Here is a 21,282-nt window from a genome sequence, read left to right on the forward strand (position 1 = left end):
CCGATGCCCGAAGCCGTCATCGTTTCCACTGCCCGCTCGCCCATCGGGCGTGCCTTCAAGGGTTCCCTCAAGGACGTCCGCCCGGACGACCTGACCGCCACGATCATCCAGGCCGCGCTCGCCAAGGTCCCGGAGCTGGACCCGCGCCAGATCGACGACCTGATGCTGGGCTGCGGCCTGCCGGGCGGGGAGCAGGGCAACAACCTCGGCCGCATCGTGGCCGTGCAGATGGGCATGGACTACCTGCCGGGCACCACGATCACCCGGTACTGCTCCTCCTCGCTGCAGACCTCCCGGATGGCGCTGCACGCCATCAAGGCGGGCGAGGGCGACGTCTTCATCTCGGCCGGTGTGGAGATGGTGTCGCGGTTCGCGAAGGGCAACTCGGACTCGTGGCCCGACACCCACAACCCGCTCTTCGCCGACGCGGAGGCCCGTACCGCCGCCGTGGCGGAGAGCGAGGGCTCCTCCTGGCACGACCCGCGGGAGGACGGCCTGGTCCCCGACGCGTACATCGCGATGGGCCAGACCGCTGAGAACCTGGCCCGGATCAAGGGCGTGACCCGCCAGGACATGGACGAGTTCGGCGTCCGCTCGCAGAACCTCGCCGAGGCCGCGATCAAGAACGGCTTCTGGGAGCGGGAGATCACCCCGGTGACCACCCCGGACGGCACGGTCGTCTCCGCCGACGACGGCCCGCGCGCCGGCGTCACCCTGGAGGGCGTGCAGGGCCTCAAGCCCGTCTTCCGCCCCGACGGCCTGGTCACGGCCGCCAACTGCTGCCCGCTGAACGACGGCGCCGCCGCGCTGGTCATCATGAGCGACACCAAGGCGCGGGAGCTGGGCCTGACCCCGCTGGCCCGGATCGTCTCCACCGGTGTCACCGGCCTCTCCCCCGAGATCATGGGCCTGGGCCCGGTCGAGGCGTCGAAGCAGGCCCTGAAGCGGGCCGGCCTGACGGTCGGCGACATCGACCTCTTCGAGATCAACGAGGCCTTCGCGGCGCAGGTCATCCCGTCCTACCGCGACCTGGAGATCCCGCTGGACAAGCTGAACGTCAACGGCGGGGCCATCGCCGTCGGTCACCCGTTCGGGATGACCGGCGCCCGTATCACCGGCACCCTGATCAACAGCCTCCAGTTCCACGACAAGCAGTTCGGCCTGGAGACGATGTGCGTGGGCGGCGGCCAGGGCATGGCCATGGTCATCGAGCGGCTGAGCTGAGCCGGAGCGGAGGGTAGGGGTCGCCCGAGGCACGAGGGCGGCACCTGCCCGCAGCGGTGGCGAGGCTCAGCGCGACCGACGATGCGAGCGGCTCAGCTGAGTGACCGGGGGAACACGGCGGCTGGGCCGGACCGCCGCTGACCTGCGTACTGACGCAGAATCTAATCCCGTCGCGGCCCATCTGTGACCGAATCTCCCCCAGGATGTGACCTATGTCCTGGGGGAGAGGTATTTCCGCAGGTCAACGCCGGTACGCATGGGACGGGTGTGACCAAAGCCCTGTCCAATTCGTGACGTAATGCACTGCACGCCATTCCCAGGTCAGGACACTCTGATGTAGGAAGTCGGGGGATCGAATCACAACGGGAGTTAGTCAGTGAGCGCCATGTCTCTTGCCCTGCTGCTGACCACGGCCGCTGCCACGGCCGTGGGCGCTGCTGCGCTGCACGCCGTACACGGACTGCGCAAGCAGGTCACGGCCCTGCGCGGTGAGCTGGCCGGACCGGTGCACCCGCGCGGTGCGACCGTCCCGCACGCCCGCCACGCCGTGGAGTCCCCCGCCGCGGAGATACGAGCCGCGGTGGCCGAAGCCCTGGCCGAGGAGCGTGAGCGCGAGCTGGCCGAGGCGCGCGCCTTCTGGGCCGCTCAGGAGGCCCGCGACGCCGCCGACGCTCCGTCCCTGCTGGGCGGTCTGCCCGGGCTCGGCGAGGACGCCCCGGTCTTCCTGCCCCGGCAGGCCGACATGGTGGGTCTGGACCAGATCCTCGGCGACGAGGTCGTGGACGAGTACCCGGCCTACCCCGAGGATTCGGCCGAACTGGCCGCCGCCCGCCGGCGCCACCCCTCGCACCCGGACTTCGTGCCGGTCCAGTCGCACCCCGGCGCCGACCACGAGCGCACGGTGAACCGCCTGGAGGAGCTCGCGGAGGCCCGTACGGCCCTCGCGGACGTCCGCCCCGGCCCGCTGGGCACGCTGGACGTGTACGTCTTCACCGACGGCACCACGCTGTGCATGACCCCGGGCCACCGGGAGACCGCCGAACGCCTCGCCGAGGCCCTGCGCTCGGGCACCGCGCCCGTCCTGCTGGGCGGCTCGGGCATCTCCGGCGCGTACGCGCTGACCTTCTCCTGCGGTGACGCCGAGGACCCCGACAGCAACGTCTACATCCTCGCGGACCGCGTCATCGCCTCGCTCTGACTTCCGCCTGCTCCACCAGCCGCACGGCCTCGTCCAGCACCTCGGACGGGGCCGTCGTGCCGTCCCGGTCCGGCGCGGTCCGCAGCGCCTCGGCGAGGTCCAGCCCGGCCACGGCCACCTGGTCCCCGACGACGAACAGGCCCGCCTCCGGCATCCGGCGCACCGGGCCGCCCTGCTCCAGCCCCTGCGCCGTGGCGGAGAGCTCGCGGGCCAGTTCCAGGGCCACGGCGGCGGCTCCCTGCTGGAGGCGGCTCTGCGGGGCGGCCCGCAGCCAGTCCGCGAAACGTTCCACGACGGCGGTCAGGGGTGAAGTATCGAGCACCCGGCCGACCTTACGCGCCGCCCGGGCACCATTGCCAACGGGCGAACTCTCCGGCACGGTGTCGTGAAGAGAACAGCACGGCGATACCTCCGGAGGCGCCCATGTCCGTAGAGTTCTCCGAGCAGACCCACCGCAACATGATCGACAGAATCCCCCGGACCACCGGTCGTGACATCTCCGACTGGCTCCGCGCCGTCGACGAGGGCCCCTCCCTCGTCCGGTTCGAGGAGAAGGTCAGCTGGCTCCTCGGCGCGCACGAGCTGTCGTACGGCCAGGCCAAGGCGATCATCCACGAGTACGACCTGCGCAGAGCCGCACGCCGCTTCGGCTGAGCCCTGCTTCCCACCCCCGACTCCAGTCCCCGACCCCTGTCGCCCAGGAACGCGGGAAGGCCCCGCGAGCGGTGTGCTCGCGGGGCCTTCCCGGTGCTGCGGGCCGACCGGACGGCTGCTGCCGGTCCGGCCGGGTCCTGCTAGTCGTCGCCCGAGAGGATCGAGAAGATGCGCAGCATCTCCATGTAGATCCACACCAGGGTCATGGTGAGGCCGAAGGCCGCCAGCCACGCCTCCTCGCGCGGGGCGCCGTACGCCACGCCGTCCTCGACCTGCTTGAAGTCGAGGGCGAGGAAGCAGGCGCCGAGGATGACGCCGATGGCGCCGAACAGCAGGCCGAGGCCGCCGCTGCGGAAGCCGAGGCCGTCACCGCCGCCGAAGACGGAGAACAGCAGGTTCGCGACCATGAGCAGCATGAAGCCCATGGCTGCGGCCATCACGAAGCCGTAGAAACGGCGGGTGACGCGGATCCAGCCCATCTTGTAGGCGAAGAGCACGGAGGCGAAGACGCACATCGTGCCCATCACGGCCTGGATGACCACGCCGGGGCTCAGGTACGTGCTGACGGCGGCGCTGATGACGCCCAGGAACACACCCTCGAAGGCCGCGTAGCCCAGGATGAGCGCCGGGACCGCCTTGCGCTTGAAGGCCTGGACCATCGCCAGGGCGAACGCGACGAGACCCGCGACGATGGCGATGCCGTAGGACTTGCCGAGGTTGGCGGGGTCGACCGGCAGCAGGACCCAGGCGAGGGTCGCCGTCAGGACGACCGTGCCGAGCGTCATGGCCGTACGGCTCACGACGTCGTCGATGGTCATCGCATTGGTGCGCGGCGCCGCCTGCGGCATACCCGTGGTCGGGTCGGTCGCGTACGGGTTCGTCGCGTACGGGTTGGTCGCGGCCCCGGCCTGCTGGTGCTGCTGCGCATCGAACTGCGCGTAGCCACCGTTGTCGCGGCTGAACCCCCGTCGCGAGAAGACCGGGTTACTGCTCCTCATCTCACTCCTCCATGGCCACCGTGCGCAGCCTTGCAACAAGAGTAATGCGCTCGCAAAGAAAGCACCCTACTGCTGGAGGAGGATCTTAGGAGAAGGCACGGCGAAGCGCAGGGGATATACGAGGAGCCGCGCGAGAGCTGCGGAGTGCCCGGAGCCGGACTTGAACCGGCACGGCCCGAGGGCCAGCGAGGTTTAAGCTCGCCGTGTCTGCATTCCACCATCCGGGCAGGGCGAAGTGGCCCCCGTAGAAAAGCCGTGAACACTGCGCCGAGCCTATCCGGAAGACCGTGGCCGCCATCGGGCGCTCTATCCGATGTTGTCTGATTTTATTGGCGCTTGAGGGGCCGTCAGACCCGAGAATGCGCGGTCGGCCCGTTCCGGGCGGCGATCACCCCCGGTACGGGATTGACGGGATTTCGATGGCCCGCGCCACCCCGCGCGCCACCCCTCCGCGCCACCCCGCGGCTCCGGCCGCCCTCAGGGCTCCTGTCATACCAGAGGAGGACACGGGCGGCCCGGTGATCAGACTCCAGTGGGCCGGAGAACGGGCACCTCGGCTGATCCCGAGCGGGGGTGGGCGCGGCGACGATGGGAACGTCCCGCCGATCCGCCGTACCGCAACCCCAGTCCCGACAGGAGTCGCTTCCGTGACCACCATGAACTACGCCCCGCACACCACCCAGGCCGTGGCCGCCCGCGCCACCGGCCTCTCCAAGGTGTACGGCCAGGGCGAGACCCAGGTGGTCGCCCTGGACAACGTCTCCGTGGACTTCGCCCAGGGCCAGTTCACCGCGATCATGGGCCCCTCGGGCTCCGGCAAGTCCACCCTTATGCACTGCGTCGCCGGACTGGACACCTTCTCCTCCGGCTCCGTCCGCATCGGCGAGACCGAGCTGGGCTCCCTCAAGGACAAGCAGCTCACCCAGCTGCGCCGGGACAAGATCGGCTTCATCTTCCAGGCCTTCAACCTGCTGCCGACCCTGACGGCCCTGGAGAACATCACGCTCCCGATGGACATCGCCGGCCGCAAGCCCGACCGGCAGTGGCTCGACTCCGTGATCGCCATGGTGGGCCTCTCCGAACGCCTCTCCCACCGCCCGACCCAGCTCTCCGGCGGCCAGCAGCAGCGCGTGGCCGTGGCCCGCGCCCTGGCCTCCCGCCCCGAGATCATCTTCGGTGACGAGCCCACCGGCAACCTCGACTCCCGCTCCGGCGCCGAGGTCCTCGGCTTCCTGCGCAACTCCGTCCGCGAGCTCGGCCAGACCGTCGTGATGGTCACCCACGACCCGGTCGCCGCCTCCTACGCGGACCGCGTCATCTTCCTCGCCGACGGCCGGATCGTCGACGAGGTGCTCAGCCCCACCGCCGACGGCGTGCTCGACCGCATGAAGGCGTTCGACGCCAAGGGCCGCACCAGCTGACCCGGCCGGCCGGGGACCGCCCCGCGGCCCCGCAGCACGCCCTCGGAAGCCCCCGAGGCCTCCTCCAGACTTTCCAGCCCCAGGACTGAGACCCCATGTTCCGTACCGCCCTGCGCAACGTCCTCGCGCACAAGGCCAGGCTGCTGATGACGGTGCTCGCCGTCACCCTCGGCGTCGCCTTCGTCTCCGGCACCCTCGTGTTCACCGACACGCTCAAGAAGTCCCTCTCCAACCAATCCGCCAAGAGCTACGACGGCGTGGCCGTCTCGGTCACCTCGTACGGCCAGGGCCGGAGCGAGGACGGTCAGAAGGAGGGCGAGCCGGGCCTCAGCCAGGCGACCCTTGAGAAGATCAAGGCCCTCAAGGGCGTCGACTCCGTCTCCGGCCGCGTATCCGGCTTCGCCGGCGTGGGCGACGAGAGCGGCAAGCTGATCGGCGCCGGCTGGTCCAACAAGGGCTCCAACTACGCGCCCGTCAAGGACGGCAAGGACCCGCGCTACGCCTTCTTCCAGGGCGCCGGCCCGGTCAAGGCCGACGAGATAGCCCTCGACAAGGCGACCGCCGACGCGGGCGCGTACAAGGTCGGCGACAAGGTCCGCGTCGCCACCAACGGCCCGGTCAAGGAGTACTCCCTCGCCGGCGTCTTCACCACGGAGGACGGCGCCGTCCAGGCCGGCGGCAGCCTGGTGCTCTTCGACACCGAGGTCGCCCAGGAGCTCTACCTCAAGCCCGGCTACTTCGAGGAACTGTCGGTCGCCGCCCAGGGCGGCGCCTCCGCCGACCAGCTGCTCGCCGAGATCAAGCCGCTGCTCGACGCCAAGAACACCAAGGCGCAGACCGGCGCGGCGCTCGCCAAGGAGCAGGCCAAGGACATCGAGGAGGGCCTCGGCCAGCTGAGCACCATGCTGCTCGTCTTCGCCGGCATCTCGCTCTTCGTCGGCGTCTTCCTCATCTACAACACCTTCACCATGCTGGTCACCCAGCGCACCAAGGAGCTGGCCCTGCTCCGCGCCGTCGGTGCCAACCGCGGCCAGGTCATGCGCTCGGTCCTCGCCGAGGCCCTGGTCGTCGGCGCCCTGTCCGCCGCCATCGGCCTGATCAGCGGCATCGGCCTGGCGGTCGGCATCCGCTCCGTGATCGGGTCCTTCGGCGCCAAGCTCCCGGGCGGCGGCCTCGTGATCGCGCCGGGCACCGTCATCGCGGCTCTGGTCATCGGCATCGTGGTCACCACGGTCGCCGCGGTCCTGCCCGCCTGGCGCACCGGCCGGATCGCCCCGGTCGCCGCCATGGGCAGCGCCCACCTGCCGGCCAGCGCGAAGTCCCTGGTGCTGCGCAACGTCATCGGCTCCGTCATCGGCGTCCTCGCCGTCGGCCTGGTCCTGCTCGGCGTGTCCACGGGCGGGGACCAGGGCCGCATGCTCATCGGCGCGGGCGCGTTCTTCATGCTCATCGGCATGATCGTGCTGCTGCCCCTGCTCTCCAAGCCGGTCATCGCGGCCGTCCGCCCCCTCCTGCAGAAGGTGTTCGGGGTCCCCGGCAAGCTGGCCGCCCAGAACGCCGTGCGCAACCCGCGCCGCACGGCCGTCACCGCCGCCTCCCTCGCGATCGGCCTCACCCTGGTCACCACCCTGTCGGTGCTCGGCATCACCGTGGGCCAGGTCGTCGACCGTATGAGCACCGAGAAGCTCAAGGCGGACTACCGGGTCTCCATGGCGGACGACATGGGCAGCCTGGACAAGTCGGTGGCCGAGACCCTGGCCAAGGCCCCCGGGATCAAGGCGGTCTCCCCGGAGGCGGCGGGCAGCTTCAAGGTCGGCGACGACTTCCGGTCGGCCTCCGGCGTCAACCCCGCCACCATCGGCCAGATGCTGAACATCGAGGTCACGAGCGGTTCCCTGGACAGCCTCGGCAAGGGCGAGCTCGCGGTCGCCGAGAAGACCGCGACGAAGCAGAACCTCGGCGTCGGCTCCACCCTCCAGGTCCAGTACGACGACGGCCAGAAGGCCACCCTGAAGGTCGGCGCGGTCTACAAGGACATGGAGGGCATGCTCTCCCCCTACGTCATCGACAACAAGATCCTCAGTGAGCACAGCGAGGAGCAGTACATCCCGAAGGTGTACGTCAACGTCGACGGCGGGGCCTCCAAGGCCGGCCAGCAGAAGGTCGTCGACGCCCTGGGCAAGAACCCGGCCATCTCCGTCGCCACCCAGCAGGACATGCGCAACGAGATGGGCGGCCTGATCAACACGATGCTGAACATCATGTACGGCCTGCTCGGCATGGCGCTGGTCATCTCGGTGCTCGGTGTGGTCAACACCCTGGCGATGTCCGTCTTCGAACGGACCCAGGAGATCGGCATGCTGCGGGCGATCGGTCTCGACCGGAGCCGGGTCAAGAACATGATCCGCCTGGAGGCCGTGGTGATCTCGCTGTTCGGCGCGGTCCTGGGCGTGGCCATCGGCGTCTTCCTCGCCTGGGCCGTCGGCAGCACGCTGGCGAAGTCCATGCCGAACTACGAGCTGGTCCTCCCGTACGACCGGATCGGCATCTTCCTCCTGCTGGCCGCGGTGGTCGGCGTCCTGGCCGCCATGTGGCCGGCCCGCAGCGCCGCCCGCCTGAACATGCTGACGGCCATCAAGACGGAGTAGCCGACGGGCGGTTCAGGAGTGACGGAAGGGCCCCGGGGCAGCACGCCCCGGGGCCCTTCCCGCTGTCCGTACGGGAGCCCGCCCTACGCGCCCCAGGTGCGCAGCCGCAGCGGCAGGCCCGCGTCGCCGCCCGTCGCGGGCTTCGCGGCGAGCACCTGGTTCACGCCGAGCCGGGCCCGCTCGAAGCCGAGCGCGCAGGCCGCCATGTAGAGCAGCCAGACGCGGGCCCGGCCGGGCGAGGACAGCCGTACGGCCTCGTCCCAGTGCTCCTCCAGCCGCGCCACCCAGGCCCGCAGGGTCAGCGCGTAGTGCTCGCGCAGCGCCTCCACGTCGCGGACCTCGAAGCCGGCCCGCTCCAGTTCGCCCACGGTGGTGCCGAGCGGGGAGAGTTCGCCGTCCGGGAAGACGTAGGCGTCGATGAACCGGTCGATCCGGTACGCCTCCTCGTCGGGCGCCGGGGGGCGGGCGATCTGGTGGTTCAGCAGCCGGCCGCCGGGCCGCAGCAGGGCGTACAGGGTGCGGGCGTACTCGCGGTAGCGCTCGGCCCCTACGTGTTCGGCCATCCCGATGGAGGAAATCGCGTCGTACGGCCCGTCCCTGACGTCCCGGTAGTCCTGGATCCGGATGTCGACGAGGTCGGCCAGGCCGTCGTCGGCGACGCGTTTGCGGGCGTACGCGGCCTGTTCGCGCGAGAGGGTGACGCCCGTGACCCGCACGCCGTACTCGCGGGCCGCGTGCAGGGCCATGGAGCCCCAGCCGCAGCCGACGTCCAGGAGCCGGTCGCCGGCCGTCAGCCCGAGTTTGCGGCAGACGAGGTCCAGCTTGTCCCACTGGGCCTCCTCCAGCGTGGAACCGGCGCTCCAGTAGGCGCAGGAGTACACCATCGAGGGGCCCAGCACCCGCTCGTAGAAGGTGTTGCCCACGTCGTAGTGGTGGCTGATGGCCTCGCGGTCGCGGACCTTGGTGTGCCGGGGCCCGGAGTACCGGGCGACCTCCTCGGCGGGCGGCGGGGGCGGCGGCAGCGGCCCGGCGAGGGCGATCAGCTCCCGTACGGCCGCCCGCCGCACGGGATCGCGCAGCAGGGCGCGGAGGCCCGCGGGCGGGCGGGCGGGGGCCTCGTCCCCGGCGGGCGGGCCCGCGGAGGCGCTCTCGCGCGGCCGCTCCCACAGCAGGCCCGCCACGCGCTCCAGGACGGCGTACAGGTCGCCCTCCACGGTCAGTTCCCCCGCCACCCAGGCGCGGGCCAGGCCCAGTTCGCCGGGCTTCCACAGCACGCGGCGCAGCGCGCGGCGGTCGTGCACGGCCAGGAGCGGGGCTCCGGGCGGGCCGGCCTCGCTGCCGTCCCACGCCCGGATACGGACGGGCAGCGGGGCGCCCAGCAGGATCTCGGCAACAGCGGCCAGCCGCGGCGCGGCGTCGGTCATGGCGCACCTCCACAAAGGTCCGACGAAACCGTCTACCCATCCGCCGCCCCGGGTAAGCCGCCCGTCCAGCCGTGCGCCCCGCCGGGTACGCCGAAGGGGCCGCCCGCACCACGGATGGCGGGCGGCCCCTTCGGGGTCGTGCTCAGCTTCTCAGCGGCAGCACCGGGTCAGGAGGCCTTGGCCTTCTGGGGGGTGTTCGCCGCGGCGGCCGGGGCCGGCGCCGGCTTGGCGGCCTCGTAGAACTCCTCGCGGGGAGTCTCCAGGGCGCCGAGGGAGACGACCTCGCGCTTGAGGAACATGCCCAGGGTCCAGTCGGCGAAGACGCGGATCTTGCGGTTCCAGGTGGGCATGGCCATGCCGTGGTAGCCACGGTGCATGTACCAGGCCAGCCGGCCCTTCAGCTTGATCTTCATCTTGCCCATGACGATCATCGCGACGCCCTTGTGGACACCGAGACCCGCCACCGCACCCTTGTTGGCGTGCGCGTACTCCTTCTGCGGGAAGCCCCGCATGCCGGAGATGACGTTGTCGCCGAGGACCTTCGCCTGCCGCAGCGCGTGCTGCGCGTTCGGCGGGCACCAGGCGTTCTCCACGCCGGCCTTGCGGGCGGCCACGTCCGGGACCTGGGCGTTGTCGCCCGCGGCCCAGATGTAGTCGGTGCCGGTGACCTGGAGGGTCGGGGCGGCGTCCACGTGGCCGCGGGGGCCGAGCGGCAGGCCGAAGCGGGCCAGTGCCGGGTTCGGCTTCACGCCGGCGGTCCACACGATGGTGTTGGAGTCGACCTCGAGGCCGTTCTTCAGCACCACGTGGCCGTCCACGCAGGAGTCCATGGAGGTGTTGAGGTAGATCTCGATGCCGCGCGACTCGAGGTGCTCCTTGCCCCAGGTGCCGAGCTTGGGCCCGACCTCGGGAAGGATCTTGTCGGCCGCGTCGACCAGGATGAAGCGCATGTCCTCGCGCTTGATGCTGGAGTAGTACTTCGCGGCGTCGCGGGCCATGTCCTCGACCTCGCCGATGGTCTCCGCCCCGGCGAAGCCGCCGCCGACGAAGACGAAGGTGAGGGCCTTGCGGCGGACGTCCTCGTCCGTCGTGGACTCGGCCTTGTCGAGCTGCTCGAGGACGTGGTTGCGCAGGCCGATGCCCTCTTCGACGCCCTTCATACCGATGCCCTGTTCGGCGAGGCCGGGGATCGGGAAGGTGCGGGAGACGGCGCCGAGCGCGATCACCAGGTAGTCGAAGGGCAGCTCGTACGCCTCGCCGACCAGCGGCGTGACGACGGCGACCTTGCGGTCCTGGTCGATGGTGGTGACCCGGCCGGTGAGAACCTCAGCCTTGGGCAGCACGCGTCGCAGCGGGACGACGACGTGCCGAGGCGAGATGCTGCCTGCGGCCACTTCGGGGAGGAAGGGCTGGTAGGTCATGTACGAGCGCGGGTCGACGACCGTGACGGTCGCCTCGCCGTAACGCATCTTCTTCATGATGCGCTTGGCTGCGTACAGGCCTACGTACCCACCTCCTACAACGAGGATCCTGGGACGCTCCGTGGTGCTCATGGAACGAGTATCCAGCACCCCAGGGGGTGACGCTCGTGAGCCCCTTCACAAGGTGACACAGGGCCTCTGCTACACTGCGCGGCCCACGTGACCCAGGTCATGGCGCTCAACGGGAACCACGGTGTAACTGGAATCGTTGTTCACCCGTCCTGAACTGGCCTCCAGGCTACTGAGCGGACTGGACCACCGGCTTTTGTCCGTACCTCTGATGCGGAATCTGTCGCTACCGCTATTCGTACGAACGCGCGGAAAAAGGGGCCTGCGGGCCCTCGGAGCGCCCCGAAGGGCCCTCCTCTTGAACCAACAGGCCCCATTTCCTTGTGAAGAACTTCACGAAGTTCGTGTGGATCACGGGACCAAAGTCCCCCGGAAGCCCTCCGTCAGGCAGCGGACCAGGCGATTCCGTCGAGGATGTCGTGCTCCGAGACCACGACCTCCGAGGCCCCGATCCGCTCCATGAGCGTCAGCAGGACCAGAGCGCCCGCGCCGATCACGTCCACCCGGCCGGGGTGCATGACCGGGATCGCCGCGCGCTGCGCGTGCGTCGAGGTCAGCATCCGCTCGGTGACCTCGCGGACCTGCTCGTAGGAGATCCGGGAGTGGTGGATGGCCGAGGAGTCGTACGCGGACAGCCCCAGCGCGATCGCGGCGACCGTGGTCACCGAGCCGGCCAGACCGACCAGGGTGCGCGCCTCGCCCAGCGGGACGGACTCGGCGGCCAGGTCCAGCGCCGCCTCGATGTCGGCCCGTACGGCCGCGATCTGCGCCTCGGTGGGCGGGTCGCTGACGACCCCGTCCACGGCCAGGTGGCGCTCGGTCATCCGGACGCAGCCCACGTCCACCGAGCGGGCGGCCCGGACGTGGTCCTCGCCGACGACGAACTCGGTGGAGCCGCCGCCGATGTCCACCACCAGGAAGGGCTTCTCCAGGTGGTCGGTTCCGGCCAGCTCCTTGGTGGCGCCGGTGAAGGAGAACTCGGCCTCCTGGTCGCCGGAGATCACCTCGGGCTCGACGCCCAGGATGTCCAGCACGCCCCGGACGAACTCGTCCCGGTTCTCGGCGTCCCGGGAGGCGGAGGTCGCCACGAAGCGGACCCGCTCCGCGCCCAGCTCCTTGATGACCGCCGCGTACTCACGGCAGGCGGCGAAGGTGCGCTCCAGGGCCTCGGGGGCGAGACGGCCGGTCTTGTCCACGCCCTGGCCGAGCCGGACGATGGTCATCCGCCGGTCCAGCTCCACCAGCTCGCCCGCGACCGGGTCGGCGTCCGCGACGAGCAGGCGGATGGAGTTCGTACCGCAGTCGACGGCCGCGACCCGCGTCACCGCGACTCCTCCTGCTTCTTCTCGCCGCACGGGGTGACGCAGGCGCCCTTGGCCCACCACTCCGGCAGCATCGCCAGGGCCTCGTCGCCGAACGGGTTCACGCCCGGGCCGGCCGCCAGGGAGTGGCCGACCAGCACGTGCAGGCACTTGACCCGGTCCGGCATCCCGCCGGCGCTCGGGAAGCCCTGGAGCACCTCGATGGCGTCACGGCGCTGGATGTAGTCCTCGTGCGCGGCCCGGTAGGCGGCGGCCAGTTCCGGGTCCTCGGCGAGCCGGGCCTGCATCTCCTTCATGACGCCGTTGGCCTCCAGCGTGCCGATGGCACCGGCCGCGCGCGGGCACGTCAGGTAGTACAGCGTCGGGAAGGGGGTGCCGTCGGGGAGCCGCGGGGCGGTCTCCACCACGTCCGGCTGGCCGCACGGGCAGCGGTGCACGATGGCGCGCAGCCCGCGCGGCGGGCGGCCGAGCTGCTGCTCGAACGCTTCGATGTCCGCGTCGGTCGGCTCGGTCCGGTCGGTCTGGGGCGGGGGCGTCTGCATGCCTGGAGGAAGTCTCTTCGTTCTCGTGGATGGGTGCGGTGCTCGGTGCGTACTCGGTACGCACTCGGTGCGGTGCTCGTCAGTCGCCGGGGCGGTCGGCCTTGTCGACGCCGTCCCAGACGTTCGAGTACCAGGGCCGGTCGGAGCCGGCCTGGCCGGTGCGGCGCGGTGCGGGACCGCCCGCTCCGGGGTCGTTCATGATGTAGCCGGTCTCCCCCGGACGGAGGTAGTGCAGGTGCTTGCGCGCCTGCTGCTCCGCGTAGGCGTCGTCCTGCCAGCGGGCCTTCTCGTCGCGCAGCCGCTCCAGCCGTTCGCGCGCGGCGGCGGCGGCCCGCTGCTGCTCCGAGATCTCCGAGCGCTGGGAGACGTACTGGCGCATCGGATACGCGAGGGCGACGACCAGCGTACAGAGGACGAGCACGAGCAGTGCGGCCCGGCCGGTGAGCCGGCTGCGGCGGACCTGGCGGCGCGACTGCGAGCGGTAGACGTGGGCGGCGGTCCGCTCGCCGAGCTGCTTGAGCCTGGTCGCGGTGGAGAAGGTGGAGAACCGATCCCGGTTCCCGGCCATTGATCCCGCCTCCCCTATGTACGCACTACGCAATACGTCCCCGCACACGGTACGGGACCGAGTGCGGGGACGTACGGAAGCAAGAGCGTGATTAGCCCTTGAAACGCGGGACGCCGGGCTTCAGGGCGTCAGCCCTTGAAGCGGGGGAAGGCGCTGCGGCCCGCGTACACCGCGGCGTCGTCGAGGATCTCCTCGATGCGCAGCAGCTGGTTGTACTTGGCGACGCGGTCCGAGCGGGCCGGGGCGCCGGTCTTGATCTGGCCGCAGTTCACCGCGACGGCGAGGTCGGCGATGGTGACGTCCTCGGTCTCGCCGGAGCGGTGGGACATCATGCACTTGAAGCCGTTGCGCTGGGCCATCTCGACGGCGTCGAGGGTCTCGGTCAGCGAACCGATCTGGTTCACCTTCACGAGCAGGGCGTTCGCGGAGCCCTCCTCGATGCCGCGGGCCAAGCGCTCCGGGTTGGTGACGAAGAGGTCGTCGCCGACGATCTGGACCTTGGAGCCCAGCTTGTCGGTGAGGGTCTTCCAGCCGGCCCAGTCGTCCTCGTACAGCGGGTCCTCGATGGAGACCATCGGGTACGCGGAGACGAGCTCCTCGTAGTACTCGGTCATCTCGGCGGCCGAGCGGGACTGGCCCTCGAACTCGTACTTGCCGTCCTTGTAGAACTCGGACGCGGCGACGTCGAGCGCGAGCGCGATGTCCTTGCCCGGGGTGTAGCCGGCCTGCTTGATGGCCTCGACGATGAGGTCGAGCGCGGCGCGGTTGGAGTCCAGGTTCGGCGCGAAGCCGCCCTCGTCGCCCAGCCCGGTGGAGAGGCCCTTGGTGTGCAGGACCTTCTTGAGGGTGTGGTAGACCTCGGCACCCCAGCGCAGCGCCTCGGAGAAGGACTCCGCGCCGATCGGGGCGATCATGAACTCCTGGATGTCCACGTTGGAGTCGGCGTGCGACCCACCGTTGAGGATGTTCATCATCGGAACGGGCAGCAGGTGCGCGTTCGGGCCGCCGAGGTAGCGGAAGAGCGGCAGGTCCGAGGCCTCGGACGCGGCGTGCGCGACGGCCAGGGAGACGCCGAGGATGGCGTTGGCGCCGAGCGAGCCCTTGTTGTCGGTGGCGTCCAGGTCGAACATGGCCTGGTCGATCAGGCGCTGCTCGGTGGCGTCGTAGCCGACGAGCTCCGGGCCGATCTGCTCGATGACGGCCAGGACGGCCTTCTCGACGCCCTTGCCCATGTAGCGGTTGGGGTCACCGTCACGGAGCTCGATGGCCTCGAAGGCACCGGTGGAGGCGCCGGACGGAACTGCAGCACGGCCGGTGCTGCCATCGTCGAGGCCAACCTCGACCTCGACCGTGGGGTTGCCTCGGGAGTCCAGGATTTCCCGGGCTACGACGACGTCGATGGACGGCACGAGCATCTCCTTCTGGGATGTGACGCTGGGTGTGCGGTGGCGTGTCAGGCCGTGGGACGGCCTTGCCGACTAGAGCCTAACCGGCTCCGGGCGCTCGGCCGCCCGACCGCCCGCCTCCTGGGACGAAAAAGGGCCCGAATACCCGTCTTCCGGGACATAGGACCCTTGCCCGGGGCGGTTCTGACGGCGCACACGCCACCGCCCGGCGCGTGGAAGGGACGCGCCGGGCGGTGGGTCGGTGCATGCGTTCAGCGGCGGGCCGCGAACTGTCCTGCGGTCATGACCGCAGTGTTCAGCTGAGCTTCAGCTTCTGACCGGGGAAGATCAGGTCGGCGTCCGCCACGATGTCCTTGTTCAGCTCGTGGAGGTGCTGCCAGCCGCCCTGGACGCCGTTGGCCTCGGCGATGTTGCCGAGCGTGTCGCCGGGCTTGACCTCGTACGAGCCGTTGCCGGTCTTCGGGGCCTCGGTCTTGGGGGCCTCGGTCTTCGGGGCCTGGGCCTTCGGCTTGGCCGGGGCGGCCTCGGTGCGCTCGGAGCGGGTGGCCGGAGCCTCGGAGCGCTTGGTCTCCTTCTTCGGCTCGGCCTTCTTCTCCTGCTTCTTCGGCTCGGCCTTCGGCTTGGCGGGGGCCTCGGCCGCGCCGCCACCGGTGTACGAGGAGTTGGACAGGCCGACGCCGCAGGACGGCCAGGCGCCCTTGCCCTGGCCCTTGAGGACCTTCTCGGCAATGGCTATCTGCTGGGACTTGGTGGCCTGGTTGGCCTGGGCGGCGTACGCCTTGCCGCCGTAGCCGGCCCAGGTGGAGGACGAGAACTGCAGGCCGCCGTAGTAGCCGTTGCCCGTGTTGATGGCCCAGTTGCCACCGGACTCGCACTGCGCGACACGGTCCCACTCGGAGGCCGTGGCGGCGCTGGCGGAGCCGGCCGCCATCAGGGGGGCGGCGACTGCCACACCGGTGACACCGGCGAGCGTGACGATGCGAGCGGCCTTGGAGGCGCGGCGGTGCTTGCCCTTGCCGGAAAGCAGCATGGAGTTTCTCCTCACCGACGCCTGCGAGGTGAGCTGTCGGGTTCGGGCGAGTGAGTTGCCCGGACGCGCGACCAGCGCACGCCTTAACCCCTAGCCGGTGGCGTGACCGTCTCTCAACGGCCGCTCCCGGCGCCTACCTTGGTTCCCCCGCTCCTGCCTTCGGCGCTTGACGCGACGACTGTTCCCCCCGTCCGCCGGCAGGATTCGGCGATGCGGTCGAAGGAGCTCGCGGTGGCGAGCGATTCAGAAGGTAGACAGGTCTCTCCCCGATGTTCAACGAGCCACATCGGGGAGAAACGACCCCTACTTGCGCCCTCCGCAAGGGTGTTTGCGCAGGTGAGGGCGGGGTTTGCAGCAGCTTCCGGGCGGGACACGCCAGTTGACCTGAAGAGACACATGTCTCACTTACAGAAAACCGACAATCATCCTTTTCCGGATGCCCGAAGTGCCCCTATTGCTTGGTTAGATCCAGATTCTGCCCAGGCTTGATCAGGTCGGCATCCCCGCCGATGACCTGCTCATTGGCCTGGTAGAGGGCGTTCCAGCCCCCCTTGAGCCCCTTGGCGTCCGCGATGGCGGTCAGGCTGTCGCCCGCCTTCACCGTGTACGTGGGGTCCGACGCGGCATCAGGCGCGGCGGGAGCCTCGACCGCGGGCGTGCCACGGTGCTTGCCGCTGCCCTCGGCAGGGGCGGACGGGTCGGCGGAGGCGGGCGGGACCGTCGGGTCGGCCGAGGCGCCCGGGGTCGCCGGGACCGTGAGGTCGGACGGGGACGGGGAAGTGGTGGGGGCCGTGGGCGCCGTCGGGTCCGGGGAGGGAGCCGGAGTGGTCGGGTCCACCGGAGCGGTGCTCTCGCCGCCCGGGACCTCGGGGCTCGCCGGAGCGGACGGGTCCACCGTCGGGGGGAAGTCCGGCGCGGGCATGACGGGCAGTCCGAGGGAGGGCGCGAGCGGGCCGTCCGGGATCGCGGGCGCAGGGGTCCCGGACGGGCTCGGCACCGGGGTCGGAGCCCCGAAGTCCGTGGCCGGCGCACCCTGTCCGGCGGGCGGCACGACATCGTCCGGGCGGGACGGGGAGGGCGCGACGGGCCCGGAACCGCCGGGCAGGCCGGGGTCCACCTCGGGGGCCGGGCCCTGCTGGGTCAGCCCGGCCGAGGCCGCGCACAGCGGCCACGCCTGCGGCCCCTGGGAGGCCAGCACCCGCTCGGCCACGGCTATCTGCTGGGACCGGCTCGCGAGGTCGGGCCGCTCGGCGAAGTCGAGCCCGCCGGCGCTCTGCCACTGCTCCTGGGTGAACTGGAGCCCGCCGTACGCGCCGCTGCCGAAGTTGGCGCTCCACGTGCCGCCGCTCTCGCACTCGGCGACCTTGTCCCACGTGGACGTGTCGGCAGCCGTGGCGTTGGTGGCGGCAAGCAGTGGCAGGGCCAGTGCTGAGCCAGTGACTCCGGCTGTGACTACCAGCGCGGGGACCTGGCGGGGGCGTCTGTGGCGGCCGTTCCCGGAACGCATGAGGGTGCACCTTTCGCATAACGGCGGGGTAACGGCAGAACCTAGCCTCCTTCGAACGGTTGTCACAAGTTCCGCCGGTAACTGACTTCCGGTCAGCGCGCCTTCAGTCGTTCCGGGGTGTGAAGCGGACCGGAAGGGTGCGCAGGCCACGCATGATGAGCCCGCCCCGCCACCGCAGGTCTTCGGGGGGAATGGCAAGTTCCAGATCGGGCAGACGCGTCAGCAAACTCGCGAGCGCGGTCTGCCCCTCAAGCCGCGCGAGCGGAGCGCCCAGGCAGTAGTGGATCCCGTGCCCGTAGCCGAGGTGCTGGTTGTCGGTCCTGGAGAGGTCGAGGGTGTCCGGTTCGGCGAACCGCTCGGGGTCCCGGTCGGCGGCCGCGAGGACGACCAGCACCGGATCGCCGGCCGCGATCTCCCGGCCGCCGAGGGTCAGCGCCTCGGTGGCGAACCGCCAGGTGGCCAGCTCCACGGGGCCGTCGTAGCGCAGCAGCTCCTCGACCCCGGTCTCCAGCAGGGCGCTCTCACCGGCCGCGAGGGAGCGCTGGAGGCGCTCGCGCTGGCCGGGGTTCATGAAGAGGGAGTGGACCCCGTTGCCGATGAGGTTCACGGTCGTCTCGAAGCCCGCGAAGAGGAGGATGAAGGCCATGGCGGTGGCCTCGGCCTCCGTCAGGTGGTCGCCGTGGTCGCTGGCCCGGATCAGGTCGGAGATCAGATCTTGCCCCAGATCATCCCTTTTGCGGTGGATGAGTTCGCCGAGATAGGTGCGCATCTGCTTGACCGAGCGGGCCACCCCGCCGCGCGGCCCCCCGCCGTGGCGGATCATCATCCCGGCCCAGTCCCGGAAGTCGTCCTGGTCCTCGCGCGGTACGCCGAGCATCTCGCAGATGGCGTAGATGGGGAGCGGGAAGGCGAACTCGTGGATGAGGTCCGCCTCGCCCCTGGCGGAGAACTGATCGATGAGGTGGTCGGTCAGCTCCTGCACGCGCGGGGTGAACTCGGCGACGCGGCGCGGGGTGAAGGCCTTCGAGACCAGCCTCCGCAGCCGGGTGTGGTCCGGCGGGTCGATGTTGAGCAGGTGCGTCATCAGCTCCGCCTTGCGCTCCCCGGGGATCCCGGTCCTGCCCTTGGCGTGAGCCGATCCCTCGTGGTGCGCCGGATTCTTGCTGAGCCGCTGGTCGGCGAGGGCCTGGCGGGCATCGGCGTACCGGGTGACCAGCCAGGCCTCGACCCCGCTGGGCAGCTTGGTGCGGTGCACCGGGGAGTGCTCGCGCAGCCAGGCGTACGCCGGATAGGGGTCGGTCGCGAACTCCCAGTCGAAGAGGGTCGGACCCTCGGGTACGGGGGTGTCGGCTGGGGTTGCGGGAGTCTGCTCGTGCACCTGATGACCGTATCCCGGCCCGCACCCGGCACCCCATATGGGCTGTTCGTCGCGGCTGTCCGTAGATCCCCCATCACTTGACCTCACGTTCCCCCGCGTTCCTACTTTCGGTTTTGTGGATGTGAGGATCTTGAAAAGCAGCTTCGCGGTGGTGGAGAGACGGGCCGAGCACGCGGTCAAGTTCTTCTACTCCCACCTCTTCTGGCACAACCCCGGCATCCGTGACCTCTTCCCGGCCTCCGCCGAGGACATGGAGCGCCAGCGGGACCGGCTCTTCGCCGCGCTCACCCACGTGATCGCCCACCTGGAGGACGAGAGCCTCCTCCCCTATCTCCGCGACCTCGGGCGCGACCACCGCAAGTTCCTGGCCGGCCCCGAGCACTACGCGGCCGTCGGCTCCAGCCTGCTCGCCGCGCTCGCCGCGACCTCCGGCGACGCCTGGAACCCGGACGTGGAGAAGGCCTGGGCCGAGGCGTACCAGGTGATCGCCGACGCGATGACGGCCGGCGCCGACGAGAGCGAGGACCCGCCGTGGTGGGACGCCGAGGTCGTGCGCCACGTCCAGTACGGGCAGGACATCGGCGTGCTGACCCTGCGGCCGCACGCGCCGCTGCGCCATCTGCCCGGCCAGTACGTGAGCGTCAGCAGCGACCGGGTCCCCACGACCTGGCGCACGTACTCGATCGGCAACGCCCCGCGCCCCGACCACACCGTCGACCTCCACGTCAGCCGGATCGAGCACGGGCGGCTGAGCAACGCCCTGGTCCGCGAGGTACGGCCCGGCGACGTGCTGCGGCTCGGCGCGCCCGGCGGCCGGCTGACCTTCCGCCGCGACGAGGACCGCCCGGTCAGCTTCATCGCCGCGGGCACCGGCTGGGCCCCGATCCGGGCCATGCTCGAAGAACTCGCGCAGCAGCCTCCCGATCAGGACGTACGGCTCTTCGTGACCGCCCGGGACGCCGCACACCTCTACGACCGCCCGCTCATCGACGCGTGGGAGGCCGCCCGCGACTGGCTCGCCGTCACCTACATCACGCCCGCCCCGGGGCAGCACCGCAACCAGGCCACCGACCGGCTCGCCACCGCCCTCGGCAACCGGGGCCTGTGGCCCGACCAGGACGTCTACCTCAGCGGACCGCCGCTGTTCATCGAGGCGACCTCCGGCCTCCTGGAGGAGCTGGGCGCCCGCCCCGGCCGGATCTTCTACGACTCCATACCCGCCACCGGCCGCGACGGCGCGGGCGGCCGCCCGCTGGGCTTCGGCGAGTGGTTCCTGAACCGGCCCGCCCCGCACTGGCACAACCCCTCGGGCCGCGCCCCGCGGAACTACTGACCCGCGCCGGGGGGCGTCTCGTCGATCAGGCCGGGTCCGCGGTGTCCGGGGCGACTCCCTCGGCGGCCCGGATCGCGTCCCGGTAGGCACGGGCCGCCGCGCGCAGCGCGGTCTCCGGGTCGGTGCCCGCCGCCTCGGCGCGCGCCGCCAGGGCCAGCAACTCGTAGCCGATGCCCTCGCCGCGGGGCAGTTCCACGGCCACCCCGCCCGCGCGGACCCGTCCCGCGAGCTTGGCCGCCAGCGCCAGACCGGGCTGGCCCAGCGGGATCCCGTCCGTGACGGACTCCCGCTGCTTCTCGACCGCCTTGGTGCGCTGCCAGTGCGCGTGGACGTCCTCGGGGGTCTCGGCCTTCGCGTCGCCGAAGACGTGCGGGTGGCGGTGGACCAGCTTCTCCACGAGGGTCCCGGCCACGTCGTCGATGGAGAACGCCCCGGCACCGCCCTCGTCATCCCCCTCGGGGTCCCCGGTGCCCTCCTGGGCGATCCGGGCGTGGAAGACCACTTGGAGGAGTACGTCTCCGAGCTCCTCGCGCAGTTCCTCCCGGTCCCCGTCCTCGATCGCCTCGACGAGCTCGTACGCCTCCTCGATCGCGTACTTGGCCAGGCCCCGGTGGGTCTGCTGCGAGGTCCAGGGGCACTCGCGCCGGACCCGGTCCATCACCTGGACCAGGTCGAGCAGGCGCGCGCCCGGCAGGTCGTAGGAGCCCGGCAGCAGTTCCAGGTCGGGCATCGCGACCCGGCCGGAGCCGGCCAGCCGGGCCAGCCCGTCGGTCAGCCGCTGGTCGCCCTCCCCGCCCGGGAGCACCACGACGGTCCGGCCGCCCGCGCAGGCCTCGACGAGCGCCTGCGCGTCCGGGCTCTCGTGGACGACCTCGATCCCCGCCTCGCGCAGGTACGGCAGCTGCGGGTGGCCGGGGTCGGCGCACAGCACCCGGTCCGCGGCGTGCAAGGTCTGCCACGCGGGCCAGGACAGCACGCCGGGGGCGACCCGGTGGCTGGTGGTCAGCAGGACGATGCGGCCGGTGGGCTCGGCCGCGGTGAATTCGGAGGGGGCGTGGTCGGTCACCCTCCGAACCTAC

The 21,282-nt window shown here is 71.0% G+C and carries 18 protein-coding genes, 1 tRNA gene and 1 riboswitch; of the genes, 6 read left to right on the forward strand and 13 right to left on the reverse strand.

Annotation, left to right across the window (positions count from 1 at the left end):
- The first annotated feature begins 3 nt into the window (after positions 1 to 3).
- The gene (locus AB0D94_RS17565; RefSeq protein ID WP_362052204.1) at positions 4 to 1,224 is read left to right on the forward strand and encodes an acetyl-CoA C-acetyltransferase; all 1,221 of its coding nucleotides are present in this window, start codon (positions 4 to 6) and stop codon (positions 1,222 to 1,224) included.
- 385 nt (positions 1,225 to 1,609) lie between these two features.
- Positions 1,610 to 2,422: a hypothetical protein gene (locus AB0D94_RS17570; RefSeq protein ID WP_362052298.1), complete on the forward strand. Its 813-nt coding sequence runs from the start codon at positions 1,610 to 1,612 to the stop codon at positions 2,420 to 2,422.
- Here AB0D94_RS17570 and AB0D94_RS17575 read toward each other — a convergent pair.
- On the reverse strand, positions 2,406 to 2,744 hold the full coding sequence (locus tag AB0D94_RS17575; protein ID WP_362052206.1) for a hypothetical protein: 339 nt from the start codon (positions 2,742 to 2,744) through the stop codon (positions 2,406 to 2,408). The two genes, AB0D94_RS17570 and AB0D94_RS17575, sit on opposite strands and share 17 nt — an antisense overlap.
- A 101-nt stretch (positions 2,745 to 2,845) precedes the next feature.
- Here AB0D94_RS17575 and AB0D94_RS17580 point away from each other — a divergent pair, with 101 nt between their 5' ends.
- Entirely contained in the window at positions 2,846 to 3,076 is a 231-nt protein-coding gene (locus AB0D94_RS17580; protein WP_362052208.1) for a DUF4287 domain-containing protein, read from the forward strand.
- 140 nt (positions 3,077 to 3,216) lie between these two features.
- On the opposite strand, the gene AB0D94_RS17585 is transcribed toward AB0D94_RS17580, so the two are convergent.
- Both AB0D94_RS17585 and AB0D94_RS17590 read right to left on the reverse strand, forming a co-directional pair.
- Positions 3,217 to 4,074: a Bax inhibitor-1/YccA family protein gene (locus AB0D94_RS17585; RefSeq protein WP_362052210.1), complete on the reverse strand. Its 858-nt coding sequence runs from the start codon at positions 4,072 to 4,074 to the stop codon at positions 3,217 to 3,219.
- Between the two features lie 145 nt (positions 4,075 to 4,219).
- Positions 4,220 to 4,301 (reverse strand) — tRNA-Leu (locus AB0D94_RS17590).
- A gap of 429 nt (positions 4,302 to 4,730) precedes the next feature.
- Between AB0D94_RS17590 and AB0D94_RS17595 the strand changes: the two genes are divergently transcribed.
- Both AB0D94_RS17595 and AB0D94_RS17600 read left to right on the forward strand, forming a co-directional pair.
- Positions 4,731 to 5,495 (forward strand): ABC transporter ATP-binding protein, encoded by a 765-nt coding sequence (locus AB0D94_RS17595; protein WP_362052300.1) that lies wholly within the window; start codon positions 4,731 to 4,733, stop codon positions 5,493 to 5,495.
- A 95-nt stretch (positions 5,496 to 5,590) separates the two neighbouring features.
- Positions 5,591 to 8,143: an FtsX-like permease family protein gene (locus AB0D94_RS17600; RefSeq protein ID WP_362052212.1), complete on the forward strand. Its 2,553-nt coding sequence runs from the start codon at positions 5,591 to 5,593 to the stop codon at positions 8,141 to 8,143.
- A gap of 83 nt (positions 8,144 to 8,226) precedes the next feature.
- On the opposite strand, the gene AB0D94_RS17605 is transcribed toward AB0D94_RS17600, so the two are convergent.
- From AB0D94_RS17605 to AB0D94_RS17645, 9 genes are all read right to left on the reverse strand, one after another.
- Positions 8,227 to 9,567 carry a cyclopropane-fatty-acyl-phospholipid synthase family protein gene (locus AB0D94_RS17605; RefSeq protein WP_362052214.1) on the reverse strand — a complete coding sequence of 447 codons (1,341 nt, stop codon included), beginning with the start codon at positions 9,565 to 9,567 and terminating at the stop codon, positions 8,227 to 8,229.
- Positions 9,568 to 9,734: 167 nt separating this feature from the next.
- Positions 9,735 to 11,120 carry an NAD(P)/FAD-dependent oxidoreductase gene (locus AB0D94_RS17610; protein WP_362052216.1) on the reverse strand — a complete coding sequence of 462 codons (1,386 nt, stop codon included), beginning with the start codon at positions 11,118 to 11,120 and terminating at the stop codon, positions 9,735 to 9,737.
- A gap of 380 nt (positions 11,121 to 11,500) precedes the next feature.
- On the reverse strand, positions 11,501 to 12,442 hold the full coding sequence (locus tag AB0D94_RS17615; RefSeq protein ID WP_362052218.1) for a Ppx/GppA phosphatase family protein: 942 nt from the start codon (positions 12,440 to 12,442) through the stop codon (positions 11,501 to 11,503).
- Complete coding sequence (locus tag AB0D94_RS17620) at positions 12,439 to 12,981, reverse strand: DUF501 domain-containing protein (protein WP_362052220.1); 543 nt, start codon at positions 12,979 to 12,981, stop codon at positions 12,439 to 12,441. The genes AB0D94_RS17615 and AB0D94_RS17620 overlap by 4 nt, the downstream gene beginning before the upstream one ends.
- 79 nt (positions 12,982 to 13,060) lie before the next feature.
- Entirely contained in the window at positions 13,061 to 13,549 is a 489-nt protein-coding gene (locus AB0D94_RS17625; RefSeq protein ID WP_362052222.1) for a septum formation initiator family protein, read from the reverse strand.
- Positions 13,550 to 13,677: 128 nt separating this feature from the next.
- Positions 13,678 to 14,964, reverse strand: coding sequence for a phosphopyruvate hydratase (gene eno / locus AB0D94_RS17630; RefSeq protein WP_362052224.1), 1,287 nt, complete (start codon positions 14,962 to 14,964; stop codon positions 13,678 to 13,680).
- A gap of 286 nt (positions 14,965 to 15,250) precedes the next feature.
- On the reverse strand, positions 15,251 to 15,985 hold the full coding sequence (locus AB0D94_RS17635) for a transglycosylase family protein (RefSeq protein WP_362052226.1): 735 nt from the start codon (positions 15,983 to 15,985) through the stop codon (positions 15,251 to 15,253).
- Between the two features lie 3 nt (positions 15,986 to 15,988).
- Positions 15,989 to 16,160: riboswitch (cyclic di-AMP (ydaO/yuaA leader) on the reverse strand.
- Positions 16,161 to 16,436: 276 nt separating this feature from the next.
- Positions 16,437 to 17,492 (reverse strand): transglycosylase family protein, encoded by a 1,056-nt coding sequence (locus tag AB0D94_RS17640; protein ID WP_362052228.1) that lies wholly within the window; start codon positions 17,490 to 17,492, stop codon positions 16,437 to 16,439.
- A 103-nt stretch (positions 17,493 to 17,595) separates the two neighbouring features.
- Complete coding sequence (locus tag AB0D94_RS17645; protein ID WP_362052230.1) at positions 17,596 to 18,870, reverse strand: cytochrome P450; 1,275 nt, start codon at positions 18,868 to 18,870, stop codon at positions 17,596 to 17,598.
- A 121-nt stretch (positions 18,871 to 18,991) separates the two neighbouring features.
- Between AB0D94_RS17645 and AB0D94_RS17650 the strand changes: the two genes are divergently transcribed.
- Positions 18,992 to 20,203, forward strand: a complete 1,212-nt coding sequence (locus tag AB0D94_RS17650) for a globin domain-containing protein (RefSeq protein WP_362052232.1) — start codon at positions 18,992 to 18,994, stop codon at positions 20,201 to 20,203.
- A 25-nt stretch (positions 20,204 to 20,228) separates the two neighbouring features.
- Here the strand turns inward: AB0D94_RS17650 and AB0D94_RS17655 are convergent, their stop codons facing one another.
- Positions 20,229 to 21,269 carry a nucleoside triphosphate pyrophosphohydrolase gene (locus tag AB0D94_RS17655; RefSeq protein ID WP_362052234.1) on the reverse strand — a complete coding sequence of 347 codons (1,041 nt, stop codon included), beginning with the start codon at positions 21,267 to 21,269 and terminating at the stop codon, positions 20,229 to 20,231.
- Between the last annotated feature and the right edge of the window lie 13 nt (positions 21,270 to 21,282).

The organism is Streptomyces sp. NPDC048255 (assembly GCF_040652415.1).
Taxonomy (GTDB): domain Bacteria; phylum Actinomycetota; class Actinomycetes; order Streptomycetales; family Streptomycetaceae; genus Streptomyces.

Coding starts and splice junctions, on each gene's coding strand:
- AB0D94_RS17565 (WP_362052204.1), top strand. CDS start 4: ATGCCCGAAGCCGTCATCGTTTCCACTGCCCGCTCGCCCATCGGGCGT.
- AB0D94_RS17570 (WP_362052298.1), top strand. CDS start 1,610: ATGTCTCTTGCCCTGCTGCTGACCACGGCCGCTGCCACGGCCGTGGGC.
- AB0D94_RS17580 (WP_362052208.1), top strand. CDS start 2,846: ATGTCCGTAGAGTTCTCCGAGCAGACCCACCGCAACATGATCGACAGA.
- AB0D94_RS17585 (WP_362052210.1), bottom strand. CDS start 4,074: ATGAGGAGCAGTAACCCGGTCTTCTCGCGACGGGGGTTCAGCCGCGAC.
- AB0D94_RS17595 (WP_362052300.1), top strand. CDS start 4,731: ATGAACTACGCCCCGCACACCACCCAGGCCGTGGCCGCCCGCGCCACC.
- AB0D94_RS17600 (WP_362052212.1), top strand. CDS start 5,591: ATGTTCCGTACCGCCCTGCGCAACGTCCTCGCGCACAAGGCCAGGCTG.
- AB0D94_RS17605 (WP_362052214.1), bottom strand. CDS start 9,567: ATGACCGACGCCGCGCCGCGGCTGGCCGCTGTTGCCGAGATCCTGCTG.
- AB0D94_RS17610 (WP_362052216.1), bottom strand. CDS start 11,120: ATGAGCACCACGGAGCGTCCCAGGATCCTCGTTGTAGGAGGTGGGTAC.
- AB0D94_RS17620 (WP_362052220.1), bottom strand. CDS start 12,981: ATGCAGACGCCCCCGCCCCAGACCGACCGGACCGAGCCGACCGACGCG.
- AB0D94_RS17625 (WP_362052222.1), bottom strand. CDS start 13,549: ATGGCCGGGAACCGGGATCGGTTCTCCACCTTCTCCACCGCGACCAGG.
- eno (WP_362052224.1), bottom strand. CDS start 14,964: ATGCTCGTGCCGTCCATCGACGTCGTCGTAGCCCGGGAAATCCTGGAC.
- AB0D94_RS17635 (WP_362052226.1), bottom strand. CDS start 15,985: ATGCTGCTTTCCGGCAAGGGCAAGCACCGCCGCGCCTCCAAGGCCGCT.
- AB0D94_RS17640 (WP_362052228.1), bottom strand. CDS start 17,492: ATGCGTTCCGGGAACGGCCGCCACAGACGCCCCCGCCAGGTCCCCGCG.